The organism is Fonticella tunisiensis, assembly GCF_004364155.1.
GTDB classification, from domain to species: domain Bacteria; phylum Bacillota; class Clostridia; order Clostridiales; family Caloramatoraceae; genus Fonticella; species Fonticella tunisiensis.
Genome location: NZ_SOAZ01000005.1, coordinates 18,268 through 40,653, shown reverse-complemented (window position 1 = coordinate 40,653; position 22,386 = coordinate 18,268). Strand labels below are relative to the sequence as shown.

Sequence of the window (22,386 nt, the reverse complement as noted above, 5' to 3'; positions counted from 1 at the left end):
GAGGGTGAAACATATGGAGTTTAAACATGTATCAGTTATGTTAAAGGAATGCATAGAAGGACTTAATATAAAACCAGATGGAATATACGTGGACGGTACATTAGGTGGTGCAGGCCATTCTTCGGAGATATTAAAACGCTTAAACGGTTCAGGCTTACTGGTAGGAATAGATCAGGATCAAAATGCTATAAAAGCTTCCAGGGAGAGGCTAAAAGATTATAACAATTTGATATTTGTACACAATAATTTTTCTAATATTAAAGAAATCCTTAGCAATCTGGGTATTAAGGGCATTGACGGTATGCTTTTGGATCTTGGTGTGTCATCTCATCAACTTGATACTCCTGAAAGAGGGTTTAGCTACATGCATGATGCACCTCTTGATATGAGGATGAATATGGAGGCTCAGTTAAGCGCCATGGATGTTGTTAATGGATATTCGAAGGAGGAGCTTTATAAAATAATAAAGGAATATGGGGAAGAAAAATGGGCAGGGAGAATTGCTGATTTCATTGTTAGAGAAAGAAACAAAAAAACAATTGAAACCACATATGAGCTTGTCAATGTGATTAAGGCAGCGATTCCTGCCTCAGCCAGAAGGGAAGGGCATCATCCGGCTAAAAGGACTTTTCAGGCCATTAGAATAGAAGTGAATAGAGAAATAGAGCTGCTTGAACAGGCTGTTAACGACTGTATTGACGTTTTAAAGAAAAATGGAAGATTATGTATAATAACCTTCCATTCTTTAGAGGACAGGATTGTTAAAAATGTGTTTAAGAAAAGAGAGAATCCCTGTACCTGTCCGCCAAATTTTCCCGTGTGCGTATGCAATAATGAACCGGATGTAAAGATTATAACAAAAAAGCCCATAGTGCCTTCTGATGAAGAAGTTGAAATGAATCCGAGATCAAGAAGTGCTAAACTGAGGATAGCTGAGAAAATATAAGTTCTAACAGGACGTGGGGGTGAATAATATTGGTAATGGTAAAAAACGAAAAAAGATCGTATAATTATACTTATGGCAATACAGCCTACGAGCTGCAGCCGGAAATAGTCAAAAAGGAGAAGAAAAAGGCAAGCAGAAGGCCTAAGAAAAACACTAAGAAAAAGCTAAAAGTTATGTCAATGATAGGGGTTGTGTGTATATTTTCATTTTTATCACTTGCCAGGTTTTCTGCTATAATAAATCTTCAGGGGAATATCCGTTTTGTTAAATCTGAAATAAGCAAGATTCAGAAGGAAAACGAAAATTTAGAGGTTGACATAGCTGAATCAAACAATATCAAAGCGGTTCAAGAGGTTGCTGTTAATAATTATAAAATGGTCTATCCGGAAAACAGCGATATTGTTTATGTGGATGTTAATCCCCTGACTCTACCTGATGATAATGAAAAGAAAAGTGCTTTTCAGTTTGTTCAGAGGCTCCTAGGACTACTAAATTAAGGGGGGTATTTGCTTGAACTTCCAGCACAAAACCACTATAACGGTTAAAAGAAGGATTGTTGTACTTCTACTTATAATATTTGTTGTACAAATGGTGATAGTTGGAAGATATGCATGGGTACAGATAGTTTGGTCCCCTGAGCTCCAAAAGCTAGCGGTTGAGCAGTGGACTCAAGATATTAAAATTTCAGCAAAAAGAGGAAAGATATTGGATAGAAATGGGGATCCCCTTGCCCTCAGTGGAAATGTAGAGAGGGTAGAGGCATTTACAAAAAGTATAAACGAAGCTGAAAAGAACGGTAAGATAACCAAGGAGGAGATGGCGGAGAAGATTGCACCTATACTTGGAGTGACAAAGGATGAAGTTTTAAACAAGCTAAATAAAACCCTTCCAAGCGGTCTGCCAATGTCAACCATAACCCTTGCCAGAAGAATAGAGAAGGAACAGGGAAACAAGATAAGGGACTTAAATTTACCTGGAATACTTGTTTCGGAGGATACTAAAAGGTATTATCCAAACGGCAACCTTGCATCCCACATTCTGGGCAGCACTGACATAGACGGAAAAGGAAGGGCTGGGCTTGAACGTTATTATGATAAGTATCTTGCAGGTGTTCCAGGTAGATTTAGAGGGGAAACGGACCCATACCACAGGGAACTGCCATATACCATTTCAGACTATGAAGCTCCAAAGAACGGCAGCGATATTGTTTTAACCATCGACGAAACAATCCAATTTTTTGTTGAGAAGGCACTTGAGAAAGGATTAGCCGAATATAAAGCAAAAAGGGCATCAGCTATTGTTATGGATCCAAAGACAGGTGAAATACTAGCCATGGCAAATAAGCCGGACTATGATCCAAACAACCCTGTAGTTGGCACCGTTGAGGAGTCAACAGCCCTGTGGAGAAACAGAATGATTAATGAAAGCTTTGAACCCGGTTCCGTGTTAAAGGTTATTACCGCAGCCGCTGCAATCGAGGAAAATGAAGTAAAGGATAGTGATAAATTCTTTTGCAGCGGGTCGTATAAGGTAGCGGATAGAACAATACATTGCTGGAAAAGAACAGGGCATGGGCTTCAGACCTTTCCAGAGATTCTTCAAAATTCATGTAACGTTGGATTCATGATGCTTGGTGAGAGGCTTGGTAAAGAAAAGCTCTATAAATATTTCAATTCATTTGGACTTGGACAGAAAACTGGAATTGACTATCCGGCAGAGGAAAAAGGTATTTTAATGTCCATAGATAAAGTTGGACCCGTTGAACTTGCAACACAGGCCTTTGGTCAGGGTATATCCGTTACGGGTATTCAGTATGCAACAGTTTTAGCTACAATTGCAAATGATGGCAAGATGGTACAGCCTCATCTGGTGAAAAAAATCATTAACACTGATGAAAATGGAAATACCTCAGTTGTAAAAGAGTTTACTCCCCAGATTGTTAAGCAGGTAATATCCGCCGAAACTGCAAGGCATATGAGGGAAATACTTGAAAGTGTTGTATCTGAAGGGGGAGCAAAGAAAGCATACATTGAAGGTTATCATATAGCGGGTAAGACTGGAACTGCCCAGAAAGTTGTTGATGGAAGATATGCTCAGGGAAAGTATATTTCATCCTTTGGTTCTATGGTTCCGGCAAGCGATCCGAAACTGGTGCTCTTCGTTTCTATTGATGAACCTGATCCATCAAATTACTATTCGGGAAGTACTGCGGCACCCCTTGCAAAATCCATATATGAGGACTTGTTTAAGTACCTGAATATGGAGCCTGATACGTCAGGCCAGGAACAGAAGCATGTAAATAAGGTTGTTTTACCGGAACTTAGGGGTATGGGCATCAAAGAAGCCGAAAGCACTCTTAAAAACATCAGGCTAAATTATGAAACTGATGGTAATGGCAGCATAGTATATGATATGAGTCCAAAGCCGGGCGTGTCAGTGGATGAAAATTCAAAGGTAGTTTTATATCTTGGAAATTCTAAAAATGATAATACAAAGGTTGTAGTGCCTGATTTTACAGAGATGACAAGAAAAGAGATATCAGAACTTGCTGCGTCCCTGGGTCTTAAAGTTTCCTTTAATGGCGATGGAATAGGGGTATCGCAGGATGTGGAGCCAGGAACGGAAGTTGATAAAAACACCACCGTTAAAATAATATTGGAGCAGCCTGATGAATAATATTAGCACAATATGGCATAGCCATATTGTGCTAAAACATTAGGAGGAATAAGAATGAAAATATCAGAACTTATAAAAAATGTGGACTATATTAAAATTGTGGGTGAGGATATAGATATAAAATCCTTGTGCTATAACACCTCAGATATAACTGAGGGAAGCCTTTTCTTCTGTATTGAAGGAACAAAAACAGATGGGCATATTTACGCCCAAAAAGCAGTGGACAATGGCGCTTCAGCCCTTGTAATCAGCAAAGATGTAAATGTAAATGGTAAAGTCGTGAAAATCAAAGTAAGGGATACCAGGAATGCCATGGCTTTGATGTCCTCAAATTTCTATGGACGTCCGTCAGAGTATATGGATATAATTGGTATTACGGGAACAAATGGAAAAACCACTTTGACCTTTATGATGAAATCGGTTCTTGAAGCCTCCGGGAAAAAAGCCGGACTTCTCGGTACTATTTATAACATAATGGGTGATGTTGTTGAAGAAGCAAAGAGAACCACTCCAGAATCAATGGATCTTCATAATATCTTTTATAGAATGAAAAAAAATGCGATTGAAGTTTGTGTTATGGAGGTTTCATCACATTCACTCGAGCTTAAGAGGGTAGAAGGAGTTAAATTTAACGTAGGTATTTTTACCAATCTCACTCAGGACCATCTTGATTTCCATGGCACTATGGAGAATTATTTCAATGCAAAGCTCAAGCTATTTAAACAGTGTGACACTGCTGTGGTAAATATAGATGATGAGTATGGAAGAAAAATACCGGATCTTATAAATACCAGAATAATAACCTATGGTATCGATAGAAAAGCAGACGTCATTGCAAAGAACATCAATATTTCTGGTGAAGGAACAGTTTTTGACCTGTGCTATAACGGAATAAGTATGCCTGTGAAGCTTCACCTTCCAGGTAAATTTAACGTATATAACGCACTGGGATGCGCAGCTGCCTCTATAGCCATGGATATCTCAATGGATTTTATAAAAAAAGGCCTTGAAAACCTTAAATCTGTGCCCGGAAGAAGTGAGAAAATCAATTCAAAAAAAGGTTTTACGGTAGTAATAGATTACGCACATACACCTGATGGTATAGTAAACATTCTGACTACAGCTAGGGAATACACCAGGGGAAGGCTTACAACGGTGTTTGGATGCGGAGGTGACAGAGATAAGAGCAAGAGGCCCAAGATGGGAAAGGCTGCAGGGGAACTTTCAGATTTTTGCGTAGTTACATCAGATAATCCAAGAACCGAAGACCCAATGGCAATAATAAATGATATTATTCCAGGAATAAATGCTACCGGATGTAATTATGTTATAATAGAGGATAGAAAGCAGGCCATAAAATATGCAATAGATAATGCAAAAGAGGGAGATGTAATAGTTATTGCAGGAAAGGGGCATGAAACTTATCAGATTTTAAAGGATAAAACGATATACTTTAATGAAAGGGAAATAGTAATGAACATTCTTGGGGAGGAGCTGTAATGGAAGACCTAAGCATAAAAGAAGTTATATCAATTACTGAAGGAGTGGCTGTAAACTATAACGATAATATCGTTTTTACAGGGGTATCTACCGACAGCCGAAATATAAAAAAAGGGGATTTGTTTATAGCTTTGATTGGAAGCAACTTTGATGGAAATGAATTTGTAAATGCTGCATACGAAAAAGGTGCTGCTGCAGCTCTTGTGTCAAGAAAAGTTGAGGGAAACTGTCCACAAATTGTTGTAAAGGATACAATGGTTGCAATGCAGGAGATTGCAAAGTTTTATAGACAAAAATTTGATATTCCTGTTATAGGAGTAACTGGAAGTACCGGAAAAACAAGCACCAAGGAGATGATCTACTCAGTCCTCAGCCAGAGGTACAGGGTTCATAAGACTGAGAAAAATTATAACAATGAGATTGGGCTTCCACGCACTATGTTTGGGCTTAAAAGGGAACATGAAATTTGTGTAGTTGAGCTTGGGATGAATAGGTTTAAAGAAATTGAAAGGCTTGCATATATAGCAAGTCCTAATATTGGAGTTATAACCAATATTGGGACTGCTCATATCGAGAACCTCGGCAGCAGGGAAAACATACTTAAAGCAAAGATGGAGATAGCAACCTTTTTTACTGATAAAAATACACTCATTGTTAATGGGGATGATGACCTTTTAAGTGGGATTTCAGGAACAACATACAGGCTGATAAAGTTTTCAACAAAAAGAAATGGAGATTACAATGCCTTTGATATTAAGGATATGGGAGAGAAGGGCATAGAGTTTTCATGCAAATACAGGGGAGAAGTGCATATATTTAAAACTTCAGTTCCTGGAATTCATAATGTGTATAATGCCCTTGCAGCAATAGCTGTGGCAGATATATACGGACTTGACGTCCAAGAAGTAAAAAATGGAATTCTTAACTTTTCGCCAGGGAAACTCAGGATGGAGATTATCGATGCAGGAGATATAAAAATAATTAATGACTGCTATAATGCAAACCTCGATTCAATGAAGGCAGCAATTGATGTTCTTGCTTCCTATAAAGACAATAGAAGGGTTGCAATACTTGGTGATATGTTTGAGCTTGGAGATTTTTCTGAGGAAGCCCACAGAAGCGTGGGAAAATATTTGAGGGAAAGGTGTAGTTTTTTTGTTGCAATTGGAAAGGACGCAAGATATATTTATGATGAGGCAATAAATGAAGTTGAAGGTATTTATTTTAAAACAAAGGAAGAGGCATTACAGGAGCTCAATAAAGTAATAAAGAAAGACGATGTCATATTGATAAAGGCCTCTAGAGGGATGAAAATGGAAGACATTACTGAATTTTTAACTGCGCAGAGGAAGAGGGGAATATGATGGAAATTACTATATTGGCGACGGTTTGTGCTTTTCTGGTGGTAATATTTTTGGGGCCTATTACCATACCAACACTTAAAAGATTTAAATTTGGTCAGAGTATAAGGGAAGAGGGCCCTCAAAGTCATATGAAAAAGGCAGGAACACCTACTATGGGAGGAATAATGTTTATCATAGCCATTGTCGTTACTACTATGGTTGTATCGCGTAAAATGACAGGAACTTTGTGGGTTGTTCTTTTGACAACTGCAGGCTATGGAGTTATTGGGCTTCTTGATGATGGTTTAAAAATAGTCAGAAGAAGAAATCTTGGTTTAAGAGCCTATCAAAAACTTATAGGGCAGATAACCTTTGCATTTATACTGGCATACTTTGCATATAACAGTAAAGACATTGGAAGCACTATTCATATACCTTTTACTGATGTATATTTTGACCTTGGAATATGGTATATTCCTTTTATAATATTTTTTATTGTGGGAACAACCAATGCAGTAAACCTTACCGATGGCCTTGATGGACTAGCTTCAAGCATAACGCTTATTGTGGGCGTTTTCTTTGCAGTTGTTACTTATTTGATTGGAACTGACAATGAATCCATAGGAAGTCTTTCTATATTCTGTGGAGCCCTTGTTGGAAGCCTTCTAGGGTTTTTAAAGTATAACTCCTATCCTGCTCAGGTGTTTATGGGAGATACTGGTTCCCTCGCCCTGGGAGGTGCAATTTCAGCAATTGCCGTATTATTAAAAATGCCCCTGATAGTAGTTATAGTTGGCGGAATATACGTGATGGAAACCCTGTCAGTAATAATACAGGTCACATCCTTTAAACTTACAGGAAAAAGAGTTTTCAAAATGAGTCCACTTCATCATCATTTTGAGCAGATAGGATGGCATGAAACAAAGGTGGTGGCGTGGTTTTCCATATTAACAGCGATATTTTGCCTTATAGGTTTCTTAGCAATTAGTTTTTAGGAGGTAAATCATGAATAAAAAAAGGGGGCCGGTTGATTTCCCGCTTTTTATAACAATACTTATTCTGCTTGCTATAGGTATTAACATGGTTTTCAGTGCAAGTATGGTTGAGGATTATTATAAGCATAACAATACTATGTATCATTTAATAAGGCAGCTTGTATGGTCTGGTTTCGGCCTGTTTGCAATGATTGTTATGGCAAATGTGGATTATTTTAAACTAAAGAACAAGAAGCTAATTTTTTTCGGAATGGCTGCTACCATTGTTCTTCTCGTTGTGGTTTTATTTATGCCCCCACTAAACGGGGCAAGAAGATGGATTGGAGTTGGAGGGCTGGGTATACAGCCCTCCGAAATAGCCAAGCTTATGCTTATAATTTATCTCTCTGATAATATATCCAGAAAAGGGGAAAAAATAAAAAGCTTTACTTATGGTGTATTGCCCGTACTTTTCATATCAGGGATTTTTGCTGCGCTTATAATACTTGAACCTAATATGAGTACCACCATGATAATATTAGCAACTGCCTTCGCCCTTTTATTTGCAGGTGGAGTACCTCTTAAGTACTTAACGGGGCTATTAATGGTGGGGCTGCTTGGTGCAGTTGTTTTAATAGCCATAGCTCCATATAGATTACAGAGGGTTACAGCTTTTCTAAACCCATGGAGTGATCCCCTTGGAGATGGATACCAGGCTATACAGTCTTTATATGCACTGGGTTCTGGAGGATTCTTTGGGGTAAAGCTGGGACAGTCGAGACAGAAATTTCATTATATACCTGAGGCGCAGAATGATTTTATTTTCGCTATTATCGGAGAGGAGCTTGGTTTTATAGGAGTTTTGATCATAATATTATTATTTGCTTTTCTGATATGGAGGGGAATGAAAATTGCACTAAGCTGTAAAGATAAGTTTGGCAGTCTCCTTGCAACAGGAATTACAACACTAATTGCCGTTCAATCGAGTATCAACTTCCTTGTAGTTTCTTCCTTTATGCCTGTAACAGGGGTTACACTTCCCCTTATAAGCTACGGAGGTTCTTCCCTGGTGTTTACAATGGCATCCCTTGGAGTACTTTTAAACATTTCAAGGCACACAATAAGAAATGGAGTTGAGTAGTATGAAGGTTATAATTTCAGGTGGCGGCACAGGAGGACACATTTATCCTGGAATTGCTATTGCAAGAAAGATAAAAGAAAAAGAACAGGATTCAAGGATATATTTTATTGGAAGTCATAATGGACTGGAAAAGAAATTGGTGCCAAAGGAAGGTTTTAATATCGATTTAATAGAAGTTGAGGGTTTAAATAAAAAATTCTCCTTAAAAACTTTCAGTTCAATAGTAAAGGTATTTAAGGGATATGCAGAAGCCAGAAGGCTTATTAAAAAATATAATCCTGATGTTGTAATAGGCACTGGGGGATATGTGTGTGGTCCGGTGGTGCTTGCTGCTGCACTTAAAGGGATACCTACGCTCATTCATGAACAAAATGCCTTTCCAGGCATAACCAATAAAATTCTGGCACGATTTGTAAATAAAATTGCTATTACTTTTAAAGAAGCAGAACAATATTTTCCAAAGGGAAAGGTTGTATACACAGGAAATCCTATAAGAAGCCAGCTGCTTAAAGCCAACAAGCAAAAAGCCAGGGAAAACTGGGGATTTGATATGAACAGGCCATTGATACTTGTTGTTGGAGGCAGCAGAGGAGCAAGAAACATCAATAATGCTGTTGTTGATGCACTGGAGGATATAAACAGAGAAGGGATACAGCTTCTTTTTATTACAGGAGAAAATCAATATGATGATGTTATAATGCAGATTGAAAAGAAAGGTATTAACCTGAAAAAGTTTGATGGCATTAAAGTAGTCCCCTATGTTTATAATATGCAGGATGCATTAGGTGCGTGTGACTTAATAGTAAGCAGGGCAGGCGCTACGATTATATCTGAAATAACAGCTATGGGAATTCCTGCAATTATAATTCCGTCACCCTATGTTGCAAACAATCATCAAGAATATAATGCAATGGCACTGGAGGAAAATGGGGCGGCAATAGTTATAAAGGAAAGCCAGTTAAAGGATGATATATTTAAAGATCAGGTTTTAAGTATTATAAAAAATAAAGAAATGCTCCATAAAATGTCTGAGAACTCCAAAAAAATTTCCAAGATCGATGCAGCAGATAATATATATCAAATAATTAAAAGTATGTTGCAATGATACATATGAAGTTAATAACAATCCCCTGCAGCTTATTATTGCCGTAGGGGAATTATGATTTCTTAATTGGTAAAAATTTTATAGTTCGAGGATTTGACCAAGAGACGGGTAGGATTTTATAATTAAAAGAGGTTGATTATATGCCTGAGAAAAAGCTGGAAAAAAGACTTAAAAGAAGAAAAAGGTTTATAGGCTTCAGTGCATTAATAATATGTGCTGGAATTATGGTAAGCCTTGCTTTAAAGTCCAGTTATTTTATTATAAACAATATCGTAGTGGAAAAAAATAATTACATTTCAAAGGAAGAGGTTCTTGCTCTTCTTAATATAAAAAATGAAAATATTTTTTTGATCAATAAGAAGGAGCTTGAAAAGAATGTGCTTCAGAATCCCTATGTCGATAGTGTTGCTATAAGGCGAAGGCTGCCATCTACATTAATCGTTGAAATAAAGGAAAAGGAAATAAAAGGTCTTGTGCAATACAACAATTCCTTTATTAACGTAGACAAAGATGGCAAAATGGTTCATATTGTAAATAAATTTCCAGATGGTAATCTGCCATTAATTGAAGGTGTAAAGGTTGAACAATATGCTGTGAATGAGCCAGTTGTAAAGGGGGATGAAGTTAAGGAGAGGGCTTTAAAGGCTGTACTTACGATTCAAGACTATAAGGAGTGCAGGGGGTTGTTTTACAGCATCAATATAGAGGATCCATATAGAATTGTTTTAACTACAAAGGATAAGATGCAGACCATCGATATAGGTGACAGTACAAACCTTGAATACAAGCTGGGATTTGCTATTGCAATCCTGAGCAATGATAAAGTAAAAGGTAAAAAAGTATTCATAGAAATATCCTCCGATGGGACTGCAGTATTTAGAGAACTGGGAAAGGGGTGAAATCATGAAAAGATTAAAATTCCAATTATCCTTAGGAATTATATGTATACTGCTTGGACTTATGATTGCTGTTCAATTTAAAACGGTTAACGCGCCTAAGGCATCTGTGAGCAACAAGAGAGTTGAAGATCTTGTGAAGGAGGTTGAAGGTCTTACGGCGCAACGTGATGAACTTCAAAAGAAAGTGGCAGAGGCTCAGAAGAAAGTTGATGAACTGGAAAAAAATGCTGCAAATTCAAGTACATCTGTAGCCCTGCTTAAGGAAGAAGTTGATAACCTAAGAAAGCTGGCTGGAACGACTCCAGTCGAAGGTGATGGGGTAGCAATTACGTTAAGCATTCAAGACGCATTAAACACAAATGATGTAATACCCATAAATGAATATGATATAATTGCAATAATAAATGAATTAAATGCTGCACAGGCAGAGGCCATTTCAATTAATGGAGAAAGATATGTTGCAAGAACCTCCATTAGAACAGCCGGAGCAGCTATGAAGATAAACGGTAATCCATACGATATGTACAAGGAATTCAAAATTTATGCAATAGGAAACCCGGATGTGCTCTATGCTGCCCTTGACCTTACGGGAGGAGTAATTGACCAGCTTGAAGAGCGCCAGATAAAAGTAAAGATTTCTAAGGAAAAAAATATTAAAATACCTGGAATTAGTAAAAACTTTGAAACTAAATATATTAAATAGATTAGAAGGTGATACCTTTGATACCATTGATTGGACTTCTAATAGGAATATTTATAGGACTTTTCCTTAAAGTAAACATACCAAATATATTTGCTCCATATGTACCTGTCGCTATACTTGCCGCACTTGACTCAGTTTTTGGGGGAGTAAGGGCTGGAATAGAGAAGAAGTTTGATACAGAGATATTTGTATCAGGATTTTTTGGAAATATAATACTTGCTGCAGGATTAACATACCTTGGAGACAGGCTTGATGTGCCTATATATCTTGCAGCCGTAGTAGTTTTTGGAAGCAGGCTTTTTAATAATTTTGCTATAATCAGAAGGCTTCTTATTGAAAGGGGAAGAGAGAAGATAAAGCATAAGGAGGAGCAGTTATGAAAATAGATGAAGGAAAAATCCTTCTGCTGCTCTCAGGAATATTGTCTGGCATTGTTATAACCTCATTCCTTATTAATACATCAATAAGCCGTACAGCTATTTTAAGCTATTCTGATTACAGGCAAAAGAAGGCTGAACAGGATAAGCTTAAATATGAAATAAGTAATCTTGAGAAAAATCTTGATGAATTGAATAAGAAGCTCCTGGACTACCAGATTAACAGCAGTAAGGATAAGGATATATATGATACATTAAAAAAAGAATTTTCAGAACTCAAGGCAAAATATGGCCTCACTGAAGCTAATGGTCCAGGAATTGTTATATATATGAACGATAGGACATATTACTTTAACGACTTTGACAGACAGCTTGCAGATAATCTTGTCCATAATACTGATATAATGTATGTTGTGCAGGATTTGATAAATGCGGGAGCTGAGGCCATTTCAATAAATGGAATTAGATATGTAAGTGGTATGGCTATAACTTGTTCCGGACCTATCATTAGCCTTGAATACGGAGATCATGAAGAAGTTATAACACCCGAATTCAAAATTGAGGCCATTGGTAATCCGGAAACTTTGTATAATGGGATGAACAGTCCGGAGAGCCATTATCAGATCTTGAAGGACAGGGAACTTCCCGTAAGAATAGAGAAGAAAGATAATATAAAGCTGAAGGCTGCAAACATTGATACAGAATCTAAAATTCTTGAAAAAATCAAAAGTGGAGAATAGTCAGTTCGATGTGGAACTGACTATTTTTTAAAATATGATAAAGTTTTGTCAAAAATGAACGAAATATTATTATAAACGTTTTCTATGTAAGTAAACCGACAGCCTAAAGAACATGCATTATAATGATACGTAGATTATATGACTCTATAGCTAAAGTATATGGTGAAAAGTCGGTTCTAATGCTGGAAAAATTTTTTGTGAAAAATTTTATGTAAATAGAGAGGGAAAACGAGTTTTATGTTGAATAATTTTAATGAAGGAAAGTTTTAATTCAATAGGGAGGTTAATTTATAAATGAACAATATAGTTGTATCGCTGGATATTGGTTCGTCTAAGGTATGCGTACTGGTCGCAGAAATTAACAAAAAGCAGTTTAACGTTTTAGGTGTGGGGACCTCCGAGTGCAAAGGTGTAAAAAAAGGAATTATAGTTGATATAGACTCGACAGTTGATGCAATTCAAAGTGCTGTAAAACAAGCCGAACACATGTCCAATAGAGAGATAAAATCTGCATTTGTAAATATTGCAGGGGGTTATACAACTATATATAAGAATAAGGGAGTTATAGCTGTTACAAGGGAAGACAGGGAGATAACCTCAGAGGACGTAGCGAGGGTTATGCAGGCAGCTAAGGTATATGCTGTACCCGCCGACAGGGAAATAATAGACATTATACCTGAGCAATTTGTGGTAGATGGTTATGGTGAAATAAGAGACCCTGTTGGAATGGTTGGGGTAAGGCTTGAAGTCGATGCAAACCTTGTAGTTGCTTCCTGTACAACTGTTCAGAATATAATAAGAAGCGTGCAGCGTGCAGGGCTTGCCGTTGATGGAATTATAGTTGAACCTCTTGGAACTTCGTCTGTAATATTAAACGATGATGAAAAAGAGCTGGGCGTGGCACTTGTTGATGTTGGTGCTGAAACTATAGATATTTCAGTATTTAAGAATGGTTCACTGGTTTTAACAAAGATCATACCTGTTGGAGGTAACCATATAACTAATGATATATCTATAGTATGTAAAATATCTTCCCAGGAAGCTGAAAAAATCAAAAGACAATATGGTACAGCATCTGTTAAAATGGTTCGAAATGATGATATAATAAAAATAAACAATATTGCAGGCAGGGGAGAAAAAGAAATACATCTTGTTGAAATTGCAGAAATAATTGATGCAAGAATTTCTGAGATGCTTTATCTTATTAAAAATGAGCTACATAACAACAATTTGCTGGGATCCCTGGCTGCAGGTATTGTTATAACAGGAGGAGGGCTATTTAACATTAGGGGTATTCAAGATGTTGCTCAATCATACTTTGATGTACCCATACGATTTGGATATCCCAACTATATAGGCGTAGCCAATCCTATTTATTCTGCAGCAACTGGAATTGCCATGTATGCCTTGAAACAGAAAAGGACAAGCATAGTAAACAATAAAAAGCTTGTAGAACGTGGAGAGGTTGCAGCAGATAGGGAAGCTGATGAGAAAGAAGAACACAGGCCAGGCTTAATGGACAGAATAAGAGAATTTTTCGCAGATTTTTTCTAGAATACTTAAGGGGGTATTAATGTGCTAGACTTTGAATTTGATATCGATCAAACGGCTCAAATAAAAGTCGTAGGAGTAGGCGGCGGTGGAAATAATGCTGTTAACAGAATGATAGAATCGGGATTAAGAGGAGTTGAATTTATATCTATTAATACTGATAAACAGGCATTATACATATCCAAAGCAGGACAGAAAATTCAAATTGGAGATAAATTGACCAGGGGACTTGGTGCAGGTGCTAATCCTGAAATAGGACAAAAAGCTGCAGAAGAAAGCAAGGAAGAAATTACCCAGGCGCTTAAGGGAGCAGATCTTGTTTTCATTACAGCAGGTATGGGTGGTGGAACCGGAACAGGAGCAGCGCCTGTTGTTGCTGAGATTGCGAAGGAATTGGGGATATTGACTGTTGGTGTAGTCACCAAACCATTCCTTTTTGAAGGAAGAAAAAGAATGATTCATGCCGAGCAGGGAATTAACAGGCTTAAGGAAAAGGTTGATACTCTTGTAACTATTCCAAATGACAGGCTGCTCCAGGTTGTTGATAAGAAAACACCAATTACAGAAGCTTTTAAGGTAGCCGACGATGTTTTAAAGCAGGGTGTTCAGGGTATATCTGACCTTATAACTATACCGGGGCTCATAAATCTTGACTTTGCTGACGTAAAAACCATTATGCTCAATAGAGGGTTAGCACATATGGGTATCGGAAGAGCAACGGGTGAAAACAGGGCAGTTGATGCAGCAAAGCAGGCTATCTCAAGCCCTCTCCTTGAAACAACAATAAATGGAGCCACCGGGGTTCTTCTAAATATTACAGGAGGCCCAAATCTTACCCTGTTTGAGGTAAATGAAGCTGCTGATCAGGTAAAACAGGCTGCTGATCCTGATGCAAACATAATATTTGGTGCAGTAATTAATGAGGAGTTGGGAGATGACATAAGAATAACTGTTATTGCCACAGGATTTGAAAAACACGAAGATGAAAAGAATGTCAAAAAAAATGATGAGTCAAGTGCTCATGAAGCTTCACCTGTAATAGATTTAAAGAGTGATGATCTCGATATACCGCCATTTTTTAGAAATCAAAGGAATAGAAGATAGATTGAAAGAGGGATTTAATCTCCCTCTTTCTTTATTTTTTGGTGAAATATAAATTTTTTAAGAATATTTTGAGGAAAGTTTTTATATTTATATAATTATAAAGTGACAAATTTTACGGCTGAATGGTCTTATAATAAGAGTATAAAAATTGTCCACGCTACGGAGGTGGGCAAATGCGAAGGGTTGTTTATATTGATATACTAATATTCGAAAATTTTTTTATGAACTATCTTTTGTTATATGTTATAAACCGTTTTTGTAAATGTAAGGCTAAATGGTGGAGAATGGCTGTGGCAGCGCTGACAGGGGCATTATACGTATTTGTCATATTCTTTCCTGATTTACACATTTTCTACTCGTTGATTATGAAATTACTTATTTCCATGATAATGAATGTTATAGCATTTTTGCCCTACAGAATTAAGGATTTTATAAAAATACTCATAATGTTTTATATAGAGGCATTTATTGTAGGTGGTACAATATTTGGTTTTTTTTATCTTGGAAATCAACAACTGGAAGTGGCAAACGGAACCTTTATGATTGATATACCTGCAAACTATATAATTGGTGGAAGTATTGCTGCAATAATTTTGGTTAAGATTGGATTTGATTATTTTGAGAATTATTATAGCAGGGAAAAAAATAAAGTTGAGCTTCAAATAATATTGAACGATAGATGCTGTAATGTAACTGCATTAATTGATACGGGAAATTCCCTGCGGGATCCTTTAACTAATCAGCCTGTGATTGTTGTGAACATGAATTCAGTGTATGATATTTTTTCAGATGATGTAAAACAGGCTCTATTTAAGAAGCAGCAATCGTCATCAATATATGATGCCATTCTATCAACTACCATGAAATCCAGGATTAGAATAATACCATACAGAGCACTTGGAGTTGACAATGGAATGCTTACGGGAGTGAGGGTTGATACGGTTATTGTCAGGCATAAGAGCAGAACCAGGATTATTCAGGGGGCAATAATAGCACTTTATAATAAACCAATATCAAATCAGGGGGATTACCAGGCACTGGCATACCCGGAAATTGTCAAATAGGGGGGGTTCATTTGACAGGCTTTATAAAGGTTCTAGGAGTATTGAGAGATAAGATAAGGTATTTATTGATGTACGTTCAGTGGAAGATTTTTAATTTGCAGGATGTTTACTACATAGGAGGGAGTGAAGCGCTGCCGCCCCCGCTGAGCAATGAAGAGGAAAAAAGGCTTGTTGAACAGCTAAGGGAAGGAAATGAGGAAGTTAAGGCTGTACTTATTGAAAGGAACCTGAGGCTTGTAGTGTATATTGCCAAGAAGTTCGAAAATACGGGCATAAGCGTTGAGGATTTAATATCCATAGGTACAATAGGACTTATAAAGGCGGTCAATACTTTTAATCCTGCAAAAAAGATAAAGCTTGCTACCTATGCATCAAGATGTATCGAAAATGAAATACTCATGTATTTAAGAAGAAACAGCAAGGTGAGAGGAGAGATATCCTTCGACGAGCCTTTAAATGTTGACTGGGATGGAAATGAGCTTCTTCTTTCGGATATACTAGGTACGGATAATGATTTAATATATCATTGTATTGAGGATGAGGTTGAAAGGCAGCTTTTAAAAAGCGCCATGTCACGCCTTAGTACGAGAGAAAAACAGATTATGGAGCTGCGTTTTGGGCTTAAGGGCGGAGGTGAAAGAACACAGAAGGAAGTGGCTGATATCCTTGGCATTTCTCAGTCATATATATCAAGGCTCGAAAAGAGAATTATAAAGCGTTTAAGGCGCGATATAAACAGAATGATTTAGTTTATCTGTTTTTACTAACACAACACTTGTAACCAAATATTATAGTTCATTATGGAAATAAATGCCGATTTTTTTATTGAATAAAAGAAATTCCCTTCGGAAATAATCTAAATACAACAACACTGAAGGGGATGAAGCTGACTTATGATAACAAATAAAGTAGAAATATGCGGCGTTAATACATCTAAATTACCTGTTTTAAAGAATGAAGAAATGAGGCAGCTTATTATCAAAATGAGGCAGGGTGACAACGAAGCAAGGGAGAAGTTTATAAAAGGAAATTTAAGGCTTGTACTTAGTGTTATTCAGAGGTTTAACAATAGAGGAGAAAATGTTGATGACCTTTTTCAGGTGGGATGTATAGGATTAATAAAGGCAATAGATAATTTTGATCTTTCGCAGAATGTGAGGTTTTCAACATATGCTGTACCCATGGTTATAGGAGAAATAAGAAGGTATTTGAGGGATAACAATTCCATAAGGGTAAGCAGATCTTTGAGGGATATAGCTTATAAGGCTCTTCAGGTACGTGACAAACTTATCTCTAAAAACAATAAGGAGCCAAATATTTCTGAAATAGCCAGGGAACTGAAGATCCCCAGAGAAGAAGTAGTATTCGCACTTGATGCCATTCAGGATCCAATATCGCTATTTGAACCTATATATCATGATGGCGGCGATGCAATATTTGTTATGGATCAAATAAGCGATAATAAAAATCATGATGACAGCTGGATTGAAAATATATCGATAAAGCAGGCACTTCAGAAATTAAACAGCCGTGAAAAGCTTATACTTACACTTAGATTTTTTGAAGGTAAAACCCAAATGGAGGTGGCAGAGGAAATCGGTATTTCACAGGCTCAGGTTTCAAGGCTTGAAAAGTCGGCACTGAATCATATGAGAAAATTTATTTAGTAAAATGATGGTTTTTAGCCATCATTTTTTATAATAAATAAATCGTTTCACTAGCTCCACATGAAATAAATTTCACAGTAAGATTACGAAAACAGCTACTATATTTATTGATAATCTAGACATAAGCTGAGAAACTTTTATATTTATTCTGGCGCTCTGCAGATATTTTCTGCTTTTATTCCATTGAACTTTTCAGAGCGGCGCAACGAGTTAATTTACTTTTTTATAATTTACTTTTGTTCATATATAGGTTGTCCACGTCATATATTTTATTGATGGAGGTGAAACAATGGGAGATAAATACTTGGGAAAAAATGTTATAACCCTTACTCAGTTAAGACAGATGGAAGTTATAGAAATCTCTGAAGGCAAAAGGCTGGGATTTGTAAGCGATATTATATTCGATGATGAGTTGAATGGTATAGAAAGTCTTGTCATACCACCACAGGGGGGATTTTTTTCGATATTTAAAAAAAAGGATGAAATAAAGATAAGATGGGATCAGATTAGAGTTTTTGGCGTGGATATAGTTCTTGTGGATTTATCAAATGGAAATTCTAAGGAAATTAATAATATTTTAAATAATAATGAGGATGATGAAAAGTTATTATAACGATTGCAGTTTATATTTCCTTTGATTTTATCATGGACAAATACATACAAAATTTGTATAATTATATAATACGAACAGAGATAAAGTTGATAGGAGAGTTTATTATGAAATGTCCTTTTTGTAGCCACAATGAAACAAAGGTTTTGGATTCAAGGCCAACCGAGGATAATGCTTCCATTAGAAGGCGCAGGGAATGCCTTAGATGCCAGAAAAGGTTTACTACATATGAAAAGGTAGAGGATATTCCTGTTTATGTCATAAAAAAAGATGGGACAAGGGAACCGTTTAATAAAAGAAAGATATTAAATGGGGTTTTAAAATCCTTTGAAAAAAGGCCCGTATCTATTAATGAGATTGAGAAAATAGTAGATGATATTGAAAAGCAGGTATACAATACCATGGATCAGGAAGTTTCAAGCCATTTTATAGGAGAACTTGTAATGCAAAAGCTTAAGGAAATCGATGATGTAGCATATGTAAGGTTTGCTTCTGTTTACAGACAGTTTAAGGATATTAATACATTTATGGAAGAGCTGCAAAAGATATTAAAGGAAAAATAAAAATCCTATAGCATTGCTTTTATACCCCTTTGCCCAAGCAGGGGTTTTATTTTTTATATTGTTAAAAATAGATTAAAAGAATAAACTACTGTTAACACCAGTAAAAAAGCATTATGATATAATTGAAATGATATAAAATGTCCTGGTGGTGATTATGTGCAGAATAATGATTTCATGATAAAACAGAATAATGGTGTAAAGTACTATATAAGTAGAAGCCTGGAGAGATTGGGTTTTGTAAAACACTTTTTCAGCACTAGAATTGGAGGAGTAAGCGAAGTACCCTTTGATTCACTAAATTTAGGGATATACACTGAAGATAAATACGAAAATATAAATAAAAATTATAGCAGGATATTTGAAGCAGCAGATATGGATGGTCAGAATATGGTATATCTGAGACAGGTTCATGGAGATTGCTTCTATATAGTAAATGATGACAATAGAAAAGAAATAATAGGAAAAGACGGAGATGCCCTTATAACTACTTCTAAAAACATACCCATAGGGGTTATGACTGCTGATTGCATTCCAGTAATAATTGTGGACTCACTGAAGAGAGCAGCTGCTGTAGTCCATGCTGGTTGGAAGGGTACCCATCTTCATATTGTTGATAAGGTAGTTAGGTACATGATGGATAACCTGGGAGCGAGGGCAGAATATATTACGGCAGTTGTGGGACCGGGAATTGGACCATGTTGTTTTGAGGTTAAAGAGGATGTGGCAGAGAAATTCACCTTTGTTGAAAAAAGGAACTGCAGCTATTTTGTAGATTTATGGCAAGAGAATAAAAAACAACTTATAAATCTTGGAGTTAGGAATATCATTCACGAACCCTTATGCACCATATGTATGGAGGATAATTTCTTCTCATATAGGAGGGATGGGAAAATCACAGGGCGAATGGCAACCTTTATCGAAATAACATAGGAGGTATATTATGGCAGGAGAAAAGATATTGATCATAGATGATGAATTTCATATAGTAGAGCTTTTGAAATACAACCTTGAATCAAATGGTTATAAGGTTTTTTATGCTTTAAGTGGTAAGGAAGGGCTTGAGATGGCCCTTGAGAAAAAACCCGATTTAATACTTCTTGATATTATGCTTCCTGAAATGGATGGGTTTGATGTTTGTAAAGAAATAAAGAAGAATGAAAGCGTGGAAAATACGCCAATTATAATGTTAACTGCAAAGGGAGAGGAATTTGATAAAATACTTGGCCTTGAACTGGGAGCCGATGATTATATTACTAAACCCTTCTCAGTAAGAGAACTCCTTGCAAGAATTAAGGCAGTGCTTAGAAGAAATGTAAAGGAGGATCAATCTAAAATAGTACATGTTGGAGATTTAGTAATTGATATGGATAGGCATGAGGTTACAAAATCAGGTAATGTCCTTGAACTTACCCTTAAAGAATTTGAACTTCTAAAGCTTCTTGTTTTAAATAAGGGTAAGGTTCTTACAAGGGATTTCCTTCTCGATAAAGTATGGGGATATGAATATTATGGTGAAACAAGAACAGTTGATGTTCATATAAGGCATTTAAGGAAGAAAATAGAAGAGGATGACAAGAACCCAAGATATATTGAAACTGTGAGAGGCATAGGATATAAATTTAAGGAATAATCAGGGTGATTAAATGAGAAAAAAACTTTTTATATTCTTTGTTCTGGTCCTTCTTCTTGGAGTATCAAGTACTGGATTTTTGGCCTATAACGTAACTAAAAGCCTTTTACTTGCAAATATAAAAAGCAATTTAAAATCTGAAAGTAAACTGGCTGTAGATTATATAAAAGCAAATGGAAAAAAAGAAAGCTTTGATGCTATGGCGAAGGAAATAAAGAACAAAACAGGAAAAAGAACAACTATTATTGCATATGACGGAAGAGTGCTTGGTGATTCAGACAGTTTAGTTCAAAGCATGAAAAATCATTTAAACAGGCCTGAAATTCATCAGGCATGGGAAAAAGGAGAAGGTACTTCAGTTAGACTAAGCGAAACAGAAAATAAAACAATGTATTATTATGCTTTGAAATTTCCCTTCGATGGCGAAGAATATATCCTCAGATTGTCAGTGGCGTTTGACGATATAAAAAAGCTACAGTTTAGATATATGAATTTTGTGATTATCACGGTAATAATAGGTGGGATTTTATCATCGATTTTTGTTTATATATATCTTGATATTTTTATAAGGCCTATCAGGGAACTTATCAGACTTGCAACCATAATAGCCCTTGGACAATATGAGAAAAGGGTAAAAATAAACTCCAGGGATGAAATAGGTCAGCTTGGACATGCATTTAACCTTATGGCTGGAAGGCTTCAGGAAACCATACTTGACCTGTCGGATAAAAGAAATAAGCTTATATCAATACTAACGAGCATGGATGATGGTGTAGTGGTATTGGATGAAAATGAAAAGATACTTATAATCAACCCATCGGCCAGAAAGCTTTTTGACATAAAAGGAGATGTTACAGGGAAGTACTTCATTGAGGTAGTTAGAAATCACGACATGGAAAAGCTTATAAAAATTATTCCCGATGAGGATGTCGAGATAAATATAAACTATCCTTCCCACAGAATATTGCGTGTTAAAAGCAAAAGGATTATAAACTATGACAACCATTTTGGAAATCTGGGGGTTTTGCTTGTAATACAGGATGTTACAAAAATTAAAATGCTGGAGAAGATGAGGTCGGATTTTGTTGCTAATGTTTCCCATGAGCTTAAAACGCCGCTGACATCGATCAAGGGTTTTGCTGAAACGCTTATGTATGTTGAAGATAAAGCAACAAAGGAGAAATTTCTCAACATAATTAATATCGAAGCAGAAAGGCTCACAAGGCTTATTAATGATATACTTATCCTGTCGGAGCTTGAAAACAGGGATGTTTCAATAAATTTTGAGAAAATAAACATAAAAAAATCCATTGAAGAAGTTTATTATATAATGCTTCCTTTAGCCAGGGATAAAAATATTGAACTTAAGTTCAATCAGCCAGATAATGATGTTTTTATTTCAGGGGACAGGGATAAGTTTAAACAGATGATGATAAATCTTGTAGACAATGCTATAAAGTATACTAATAATGGTGGAACGGTAGATATAAAATTTAAAGAGGAAGACGAAAGTATAAAGATCTATGTTTCCGACAATGGCATTGGTATACCTGAGGAACATTTGCCAAGGTTATTTGAAAGGTTTTACAGGGTTGATAAGGCGAGATCGAGAAGGCTTGGGGGAACAGGGCTAGGTCTTGCTATTGTAAAGCATGTAGTCATGCTTTTCAATGGGAAAATAGACGTAAAGAGCAAACCGGGCAAGGGTACTACATTTATAATTACCCTCCCCTTATTGAAAAAATAGCATATTCATCGGGGCAGTTTACATGCTGCCCCTATTTTTGTGTGGC

Annotated in this window: 22 protein-coding genes; all 22 read left to right on the top strand. The window is 36.4% G+C overall.

Annotated features, from left to right (window positions below; genetic code table 11):
• Positions 1 to 13: 13 nt before the first annotated feature.
• Positions 14 to 946: a 16S rRNA (cytosine(1402)-N(4))-methyltransferase RsmH gene (rsmH, locus tag EDD71_RS04230; RefSeq protein ID WP_133627500.1), complete on the top strand. Its 933-nt coding sequence runs from the start codon at positions 14 to 16 to the stop codon at positions 944 to 946.
• Positions 947 to 975: 29 nt separating this feature from the next.
• Positions 976 to 1,443: a hypothetical protein gene (locus EDD71_RS04225; protein WP_133627499.1), complete on the top strand. Its 468-nt coding sequence runs from the start codon at positions 976 to 978 to the stop codon at positions 1,441 to 1,443.
• 13 nt (positions 1,444 to 1,456) lie between these two features.
• Complete coding sequence (locus EDD71_RS04220) at positions 1,457 to 3,622, top strand: stage V sporulation protein D (protein ID WP_243116397.1); 2,166 nt, start codon at positions 1,457 to 1,459, stop codon at positions 3,620 to 3,622.
• 54 nt (positions 3,623 to 3,676) lie between these two features.
• Complete coding sequence (locus tag EDD71_RS04215) at positions 3,677 to 5,122, top strand: UDP-N-acetylmuramoyl-L-alanyl-D-glutamate--2,6-diaminopimelate ligase (protein WP_133627498.1); 1,446 nt, start codon at positions 3,677 to 3,679, stop codon at positions 5,120 to 5,122.
• On the top strand, positions 5,122 to 6,486 hold the full coding sequence (locus EDD71_RS04210) for a UDP-N-acetylmuramoyl-tripeptide--D-alanyl-D-alanine ligase (protein WP_133627497.1): 1,365 nt from the start codon (positions 5,122 to 5,124) through the stop codon (positions 6,484 to 6,486). The genes EDD71_RS04215 and EDD71_RS04210 overlap by 1 nt, the downstream gene beginning before the upstream one ends.
• A complete protein-coding gene (gene mraY / locus EDD71_RS04205; RefSeq protein WP_133627496.1) occupies positions 6,486 to 7,460 on the top strand; it encodes a phospho-N-acetylmuramoyl-pentapeptide-transferase in 975 nt (324 codons plus the stop codon). Before EDD71_RS04210 ends, mraY begins: the two co-directional genes overlap by 1 nt.
• Positions 7,461 to 7,470: 10 nt before the next feature.
• Positions 7,471 to 8,580 (top strand): putative lipid II flippase FtsW, encoded by a 1,110-nt coding sequence (gene ftsW / locus EDD71_RS04200; RefSeq protein ID WP_133627495.1) that lies wholly within the window; start codon positions 7,471 to 7,473, stop codon positions 8,578 to 8,580.
• 1 nt (position 8,581) lies between these two features.
• Complete coding sequence (murG, locus tag EDD71_RS04195; RefSeq protein WP_133627494.1) at positions 8,582 to 9,685, top strand: undecaprenyldiphospho-muramoylpentapeptide beta-N-acetylglucosaminyltransferase; 1,104 nt, start codon at positions 8,582 to 8,584, stop codon at positions 9,683 to 9,685.
• 140 nt (positions 9,686 to 9,825) lie between these two features.
• The gene (locus tag EDD71_RS04190) at positions 9,826 to 10,584 is read left to right on the top strand and encodes a cell division protein FtsQ/DivIB (RefSeq protein ID WP_133627493.1); all 759 of its coding nucleotides are present in this window, start codon (positions 9,826 to 9,828) and stop codon (positions 10,582 to 10,584) included.
• Positions 10,585 to 10,588: 4 nt separating this feature from the next.
• Positions 10,589 to 11,287: a DUF881 domain-containing protein gene (locus EDD71_RS04185; protein ID WP_166636332.1), complete on the top strand. Its 699-nt coding sequence runs from the start codon at positions 10,589 to 10,591 to the stop codon at positions 11,285 to 11,287.
• A 17-nt stretch (positions 11,288 to 11,304) separates the two neighbouring features.
• Entirely contained in the window at positions 11,305 to 11,667 is a 363-nt protein-coding gene (locus EDD71_RS04180; RefSeq protein WP_133627491.1) for a small basic family protein, read from the top strand.
• Positions 11,664 to 12,404 carry a DUF881 domain-containing protein gene (locus tag EDD71_RS04175; RefSeq protein WP_133627490.1) on the top strand — a complete coding sequence of 247 codons (741 nt, stop codon included), beginning with the start codon at positions 11,664 to 11,666 and terminating at the stop codon, positions 12,402 to 12,404. The genes EDD71_RS04180 and EDD71_RS04175 overlap by 4 nt, the downstream gene beginning before the upstream one ends.
• Positions 12,405 to 12,698: 294 nt before the next feature.
• Positions 12,699 to 13,958, top strand: coding sequence for a cell division protein FtsA (gene ftsA, locus EDD71_RS04170; RefSeq protein ID WP_133627489.1), 1,260 nt, complete (start codon positions 12,699 to 12,701; stop codon positions 13,956 to 13,958).
• Between the two features lie 21 nt (positions 13,959 to 13,979).
• Positions 13,980 to 15,059, top strand: coding sequence for a cell division protein FtsZ (ftsZ, locus tag EDD71_RS04165; RefSeq protein WP_133627488.1), 1,080 nt, complete (start codon positions 13,980 to 13,982; stop codon positions 15,057 to 15,059).
• A gap of 173 nt (positions 15,060 to 15,232) precedes the next feature.
• Positions 15,233 to 16,123 (top strand): sigma-E processing peptidase SpoIIGA, encoded by an 891-nt coding sequence (gene spoIIGA / locus EDD71_RS04160; RefSeq protein WP_133627487.1) that lies wholly within the window; start codon positions 15,233 to 15,235, stop codon positions 16,121 to 16,123.
• A 68-nt stretch (positions 16,124 to 16,191) separates the two neighbouring features.
• A complete protein-coding gene (gene sigE, locus EDD71_RS04155) occupies positions 16,192 to 16,872 on the top strand; it encodes an RNA polymerase sporulation sigma factor SigE (protein WP_133627629.1) in 681 nt (226 codons plus the stop codon).
• A 144-nt stretch (positions 16,873 to 17,016) separates the two neighbouring features.
• Positions 17,017 to 17,790, top strand: a complete 774-nt coding sequence (gene sigG / locus EDD71_RS04150; protein WP_133627486.1) for an RNA polymerase sporulation sigma factor SigG — start codon at positions 17,017 to 17,019, stop codon at positions 17,788 to 17,790.
• Positions 17,791 to 18,079: 289 nt separating this feature from the next.
• The gene (locus EDD71_RS04145; RefSeq protein WP_133627485.1) at positions 18,080 to 18,403 is read left to right on the top strand and encodes a YlmC/YmxH family sporulation protein; all 324 of its coding nucleotides are present in this window, start codon (positions 18,080 to 18,082) and stop codon (positions 18,401 to 18,403) included.
• 104 nt (positions 18,404 to 18,507) lie between these two features.
• Entirely contained in the window at positions 18,508 to 18,963 is a 456-nt protein-coding gene (nrdR, locus tag EDD71_RS04140) for a transcriptional regulator NrdR (RefSeq protein ID WP_133627484.1), read from the top strand.
• 174 nt (positions 18,964 to 19,137) lie between these two features.
• Positions 19,138 to 19,893 carry a peptidoglycan editing factor PgeF gene (gene pgeF, locus EDD71_RS04135; protein WP_166636331.1) on the top strand — a complete coding sequence of 252 codons (756 nt, stop codon included), beginning with the start codon at positions 19,138 to 19,140 and terminating at the stop codon, positions 19,891 to 19,893.
• A gap of 10 nt (positions 19,894 to 19,903) precedes the next feature.
• Positions 19,904 to 20,593 carry a response regulator transcription factor gene (locus EDD71_RS04130; protein ID WP_133627482.1) on the top strand — a complete coding sequence of 230 codons (690 nt, stop codon included), beginning with the start codon at positions 19,904 to 19,906 and terminating at the stop codon, positions 20,591 to 20,593.
• A gap of 13 nt (positions 20,594 to 20,606) precedes the next feature.
• Complete coding sequence (gene pnpS / locus EDD71_RS04125; RefSeq protein ID WP_133627481.1) at positions 20,607 to 22,340, top strand: two-component system histidine kinase PnpS; 1,734 nt, start codon at positions 20,607 to 20,609, stop codon at positions 22,338 to 22,340.
• The last annotated feature ends 46 nt before the right edge of the window (positions 22,341 to 22,386 follow it).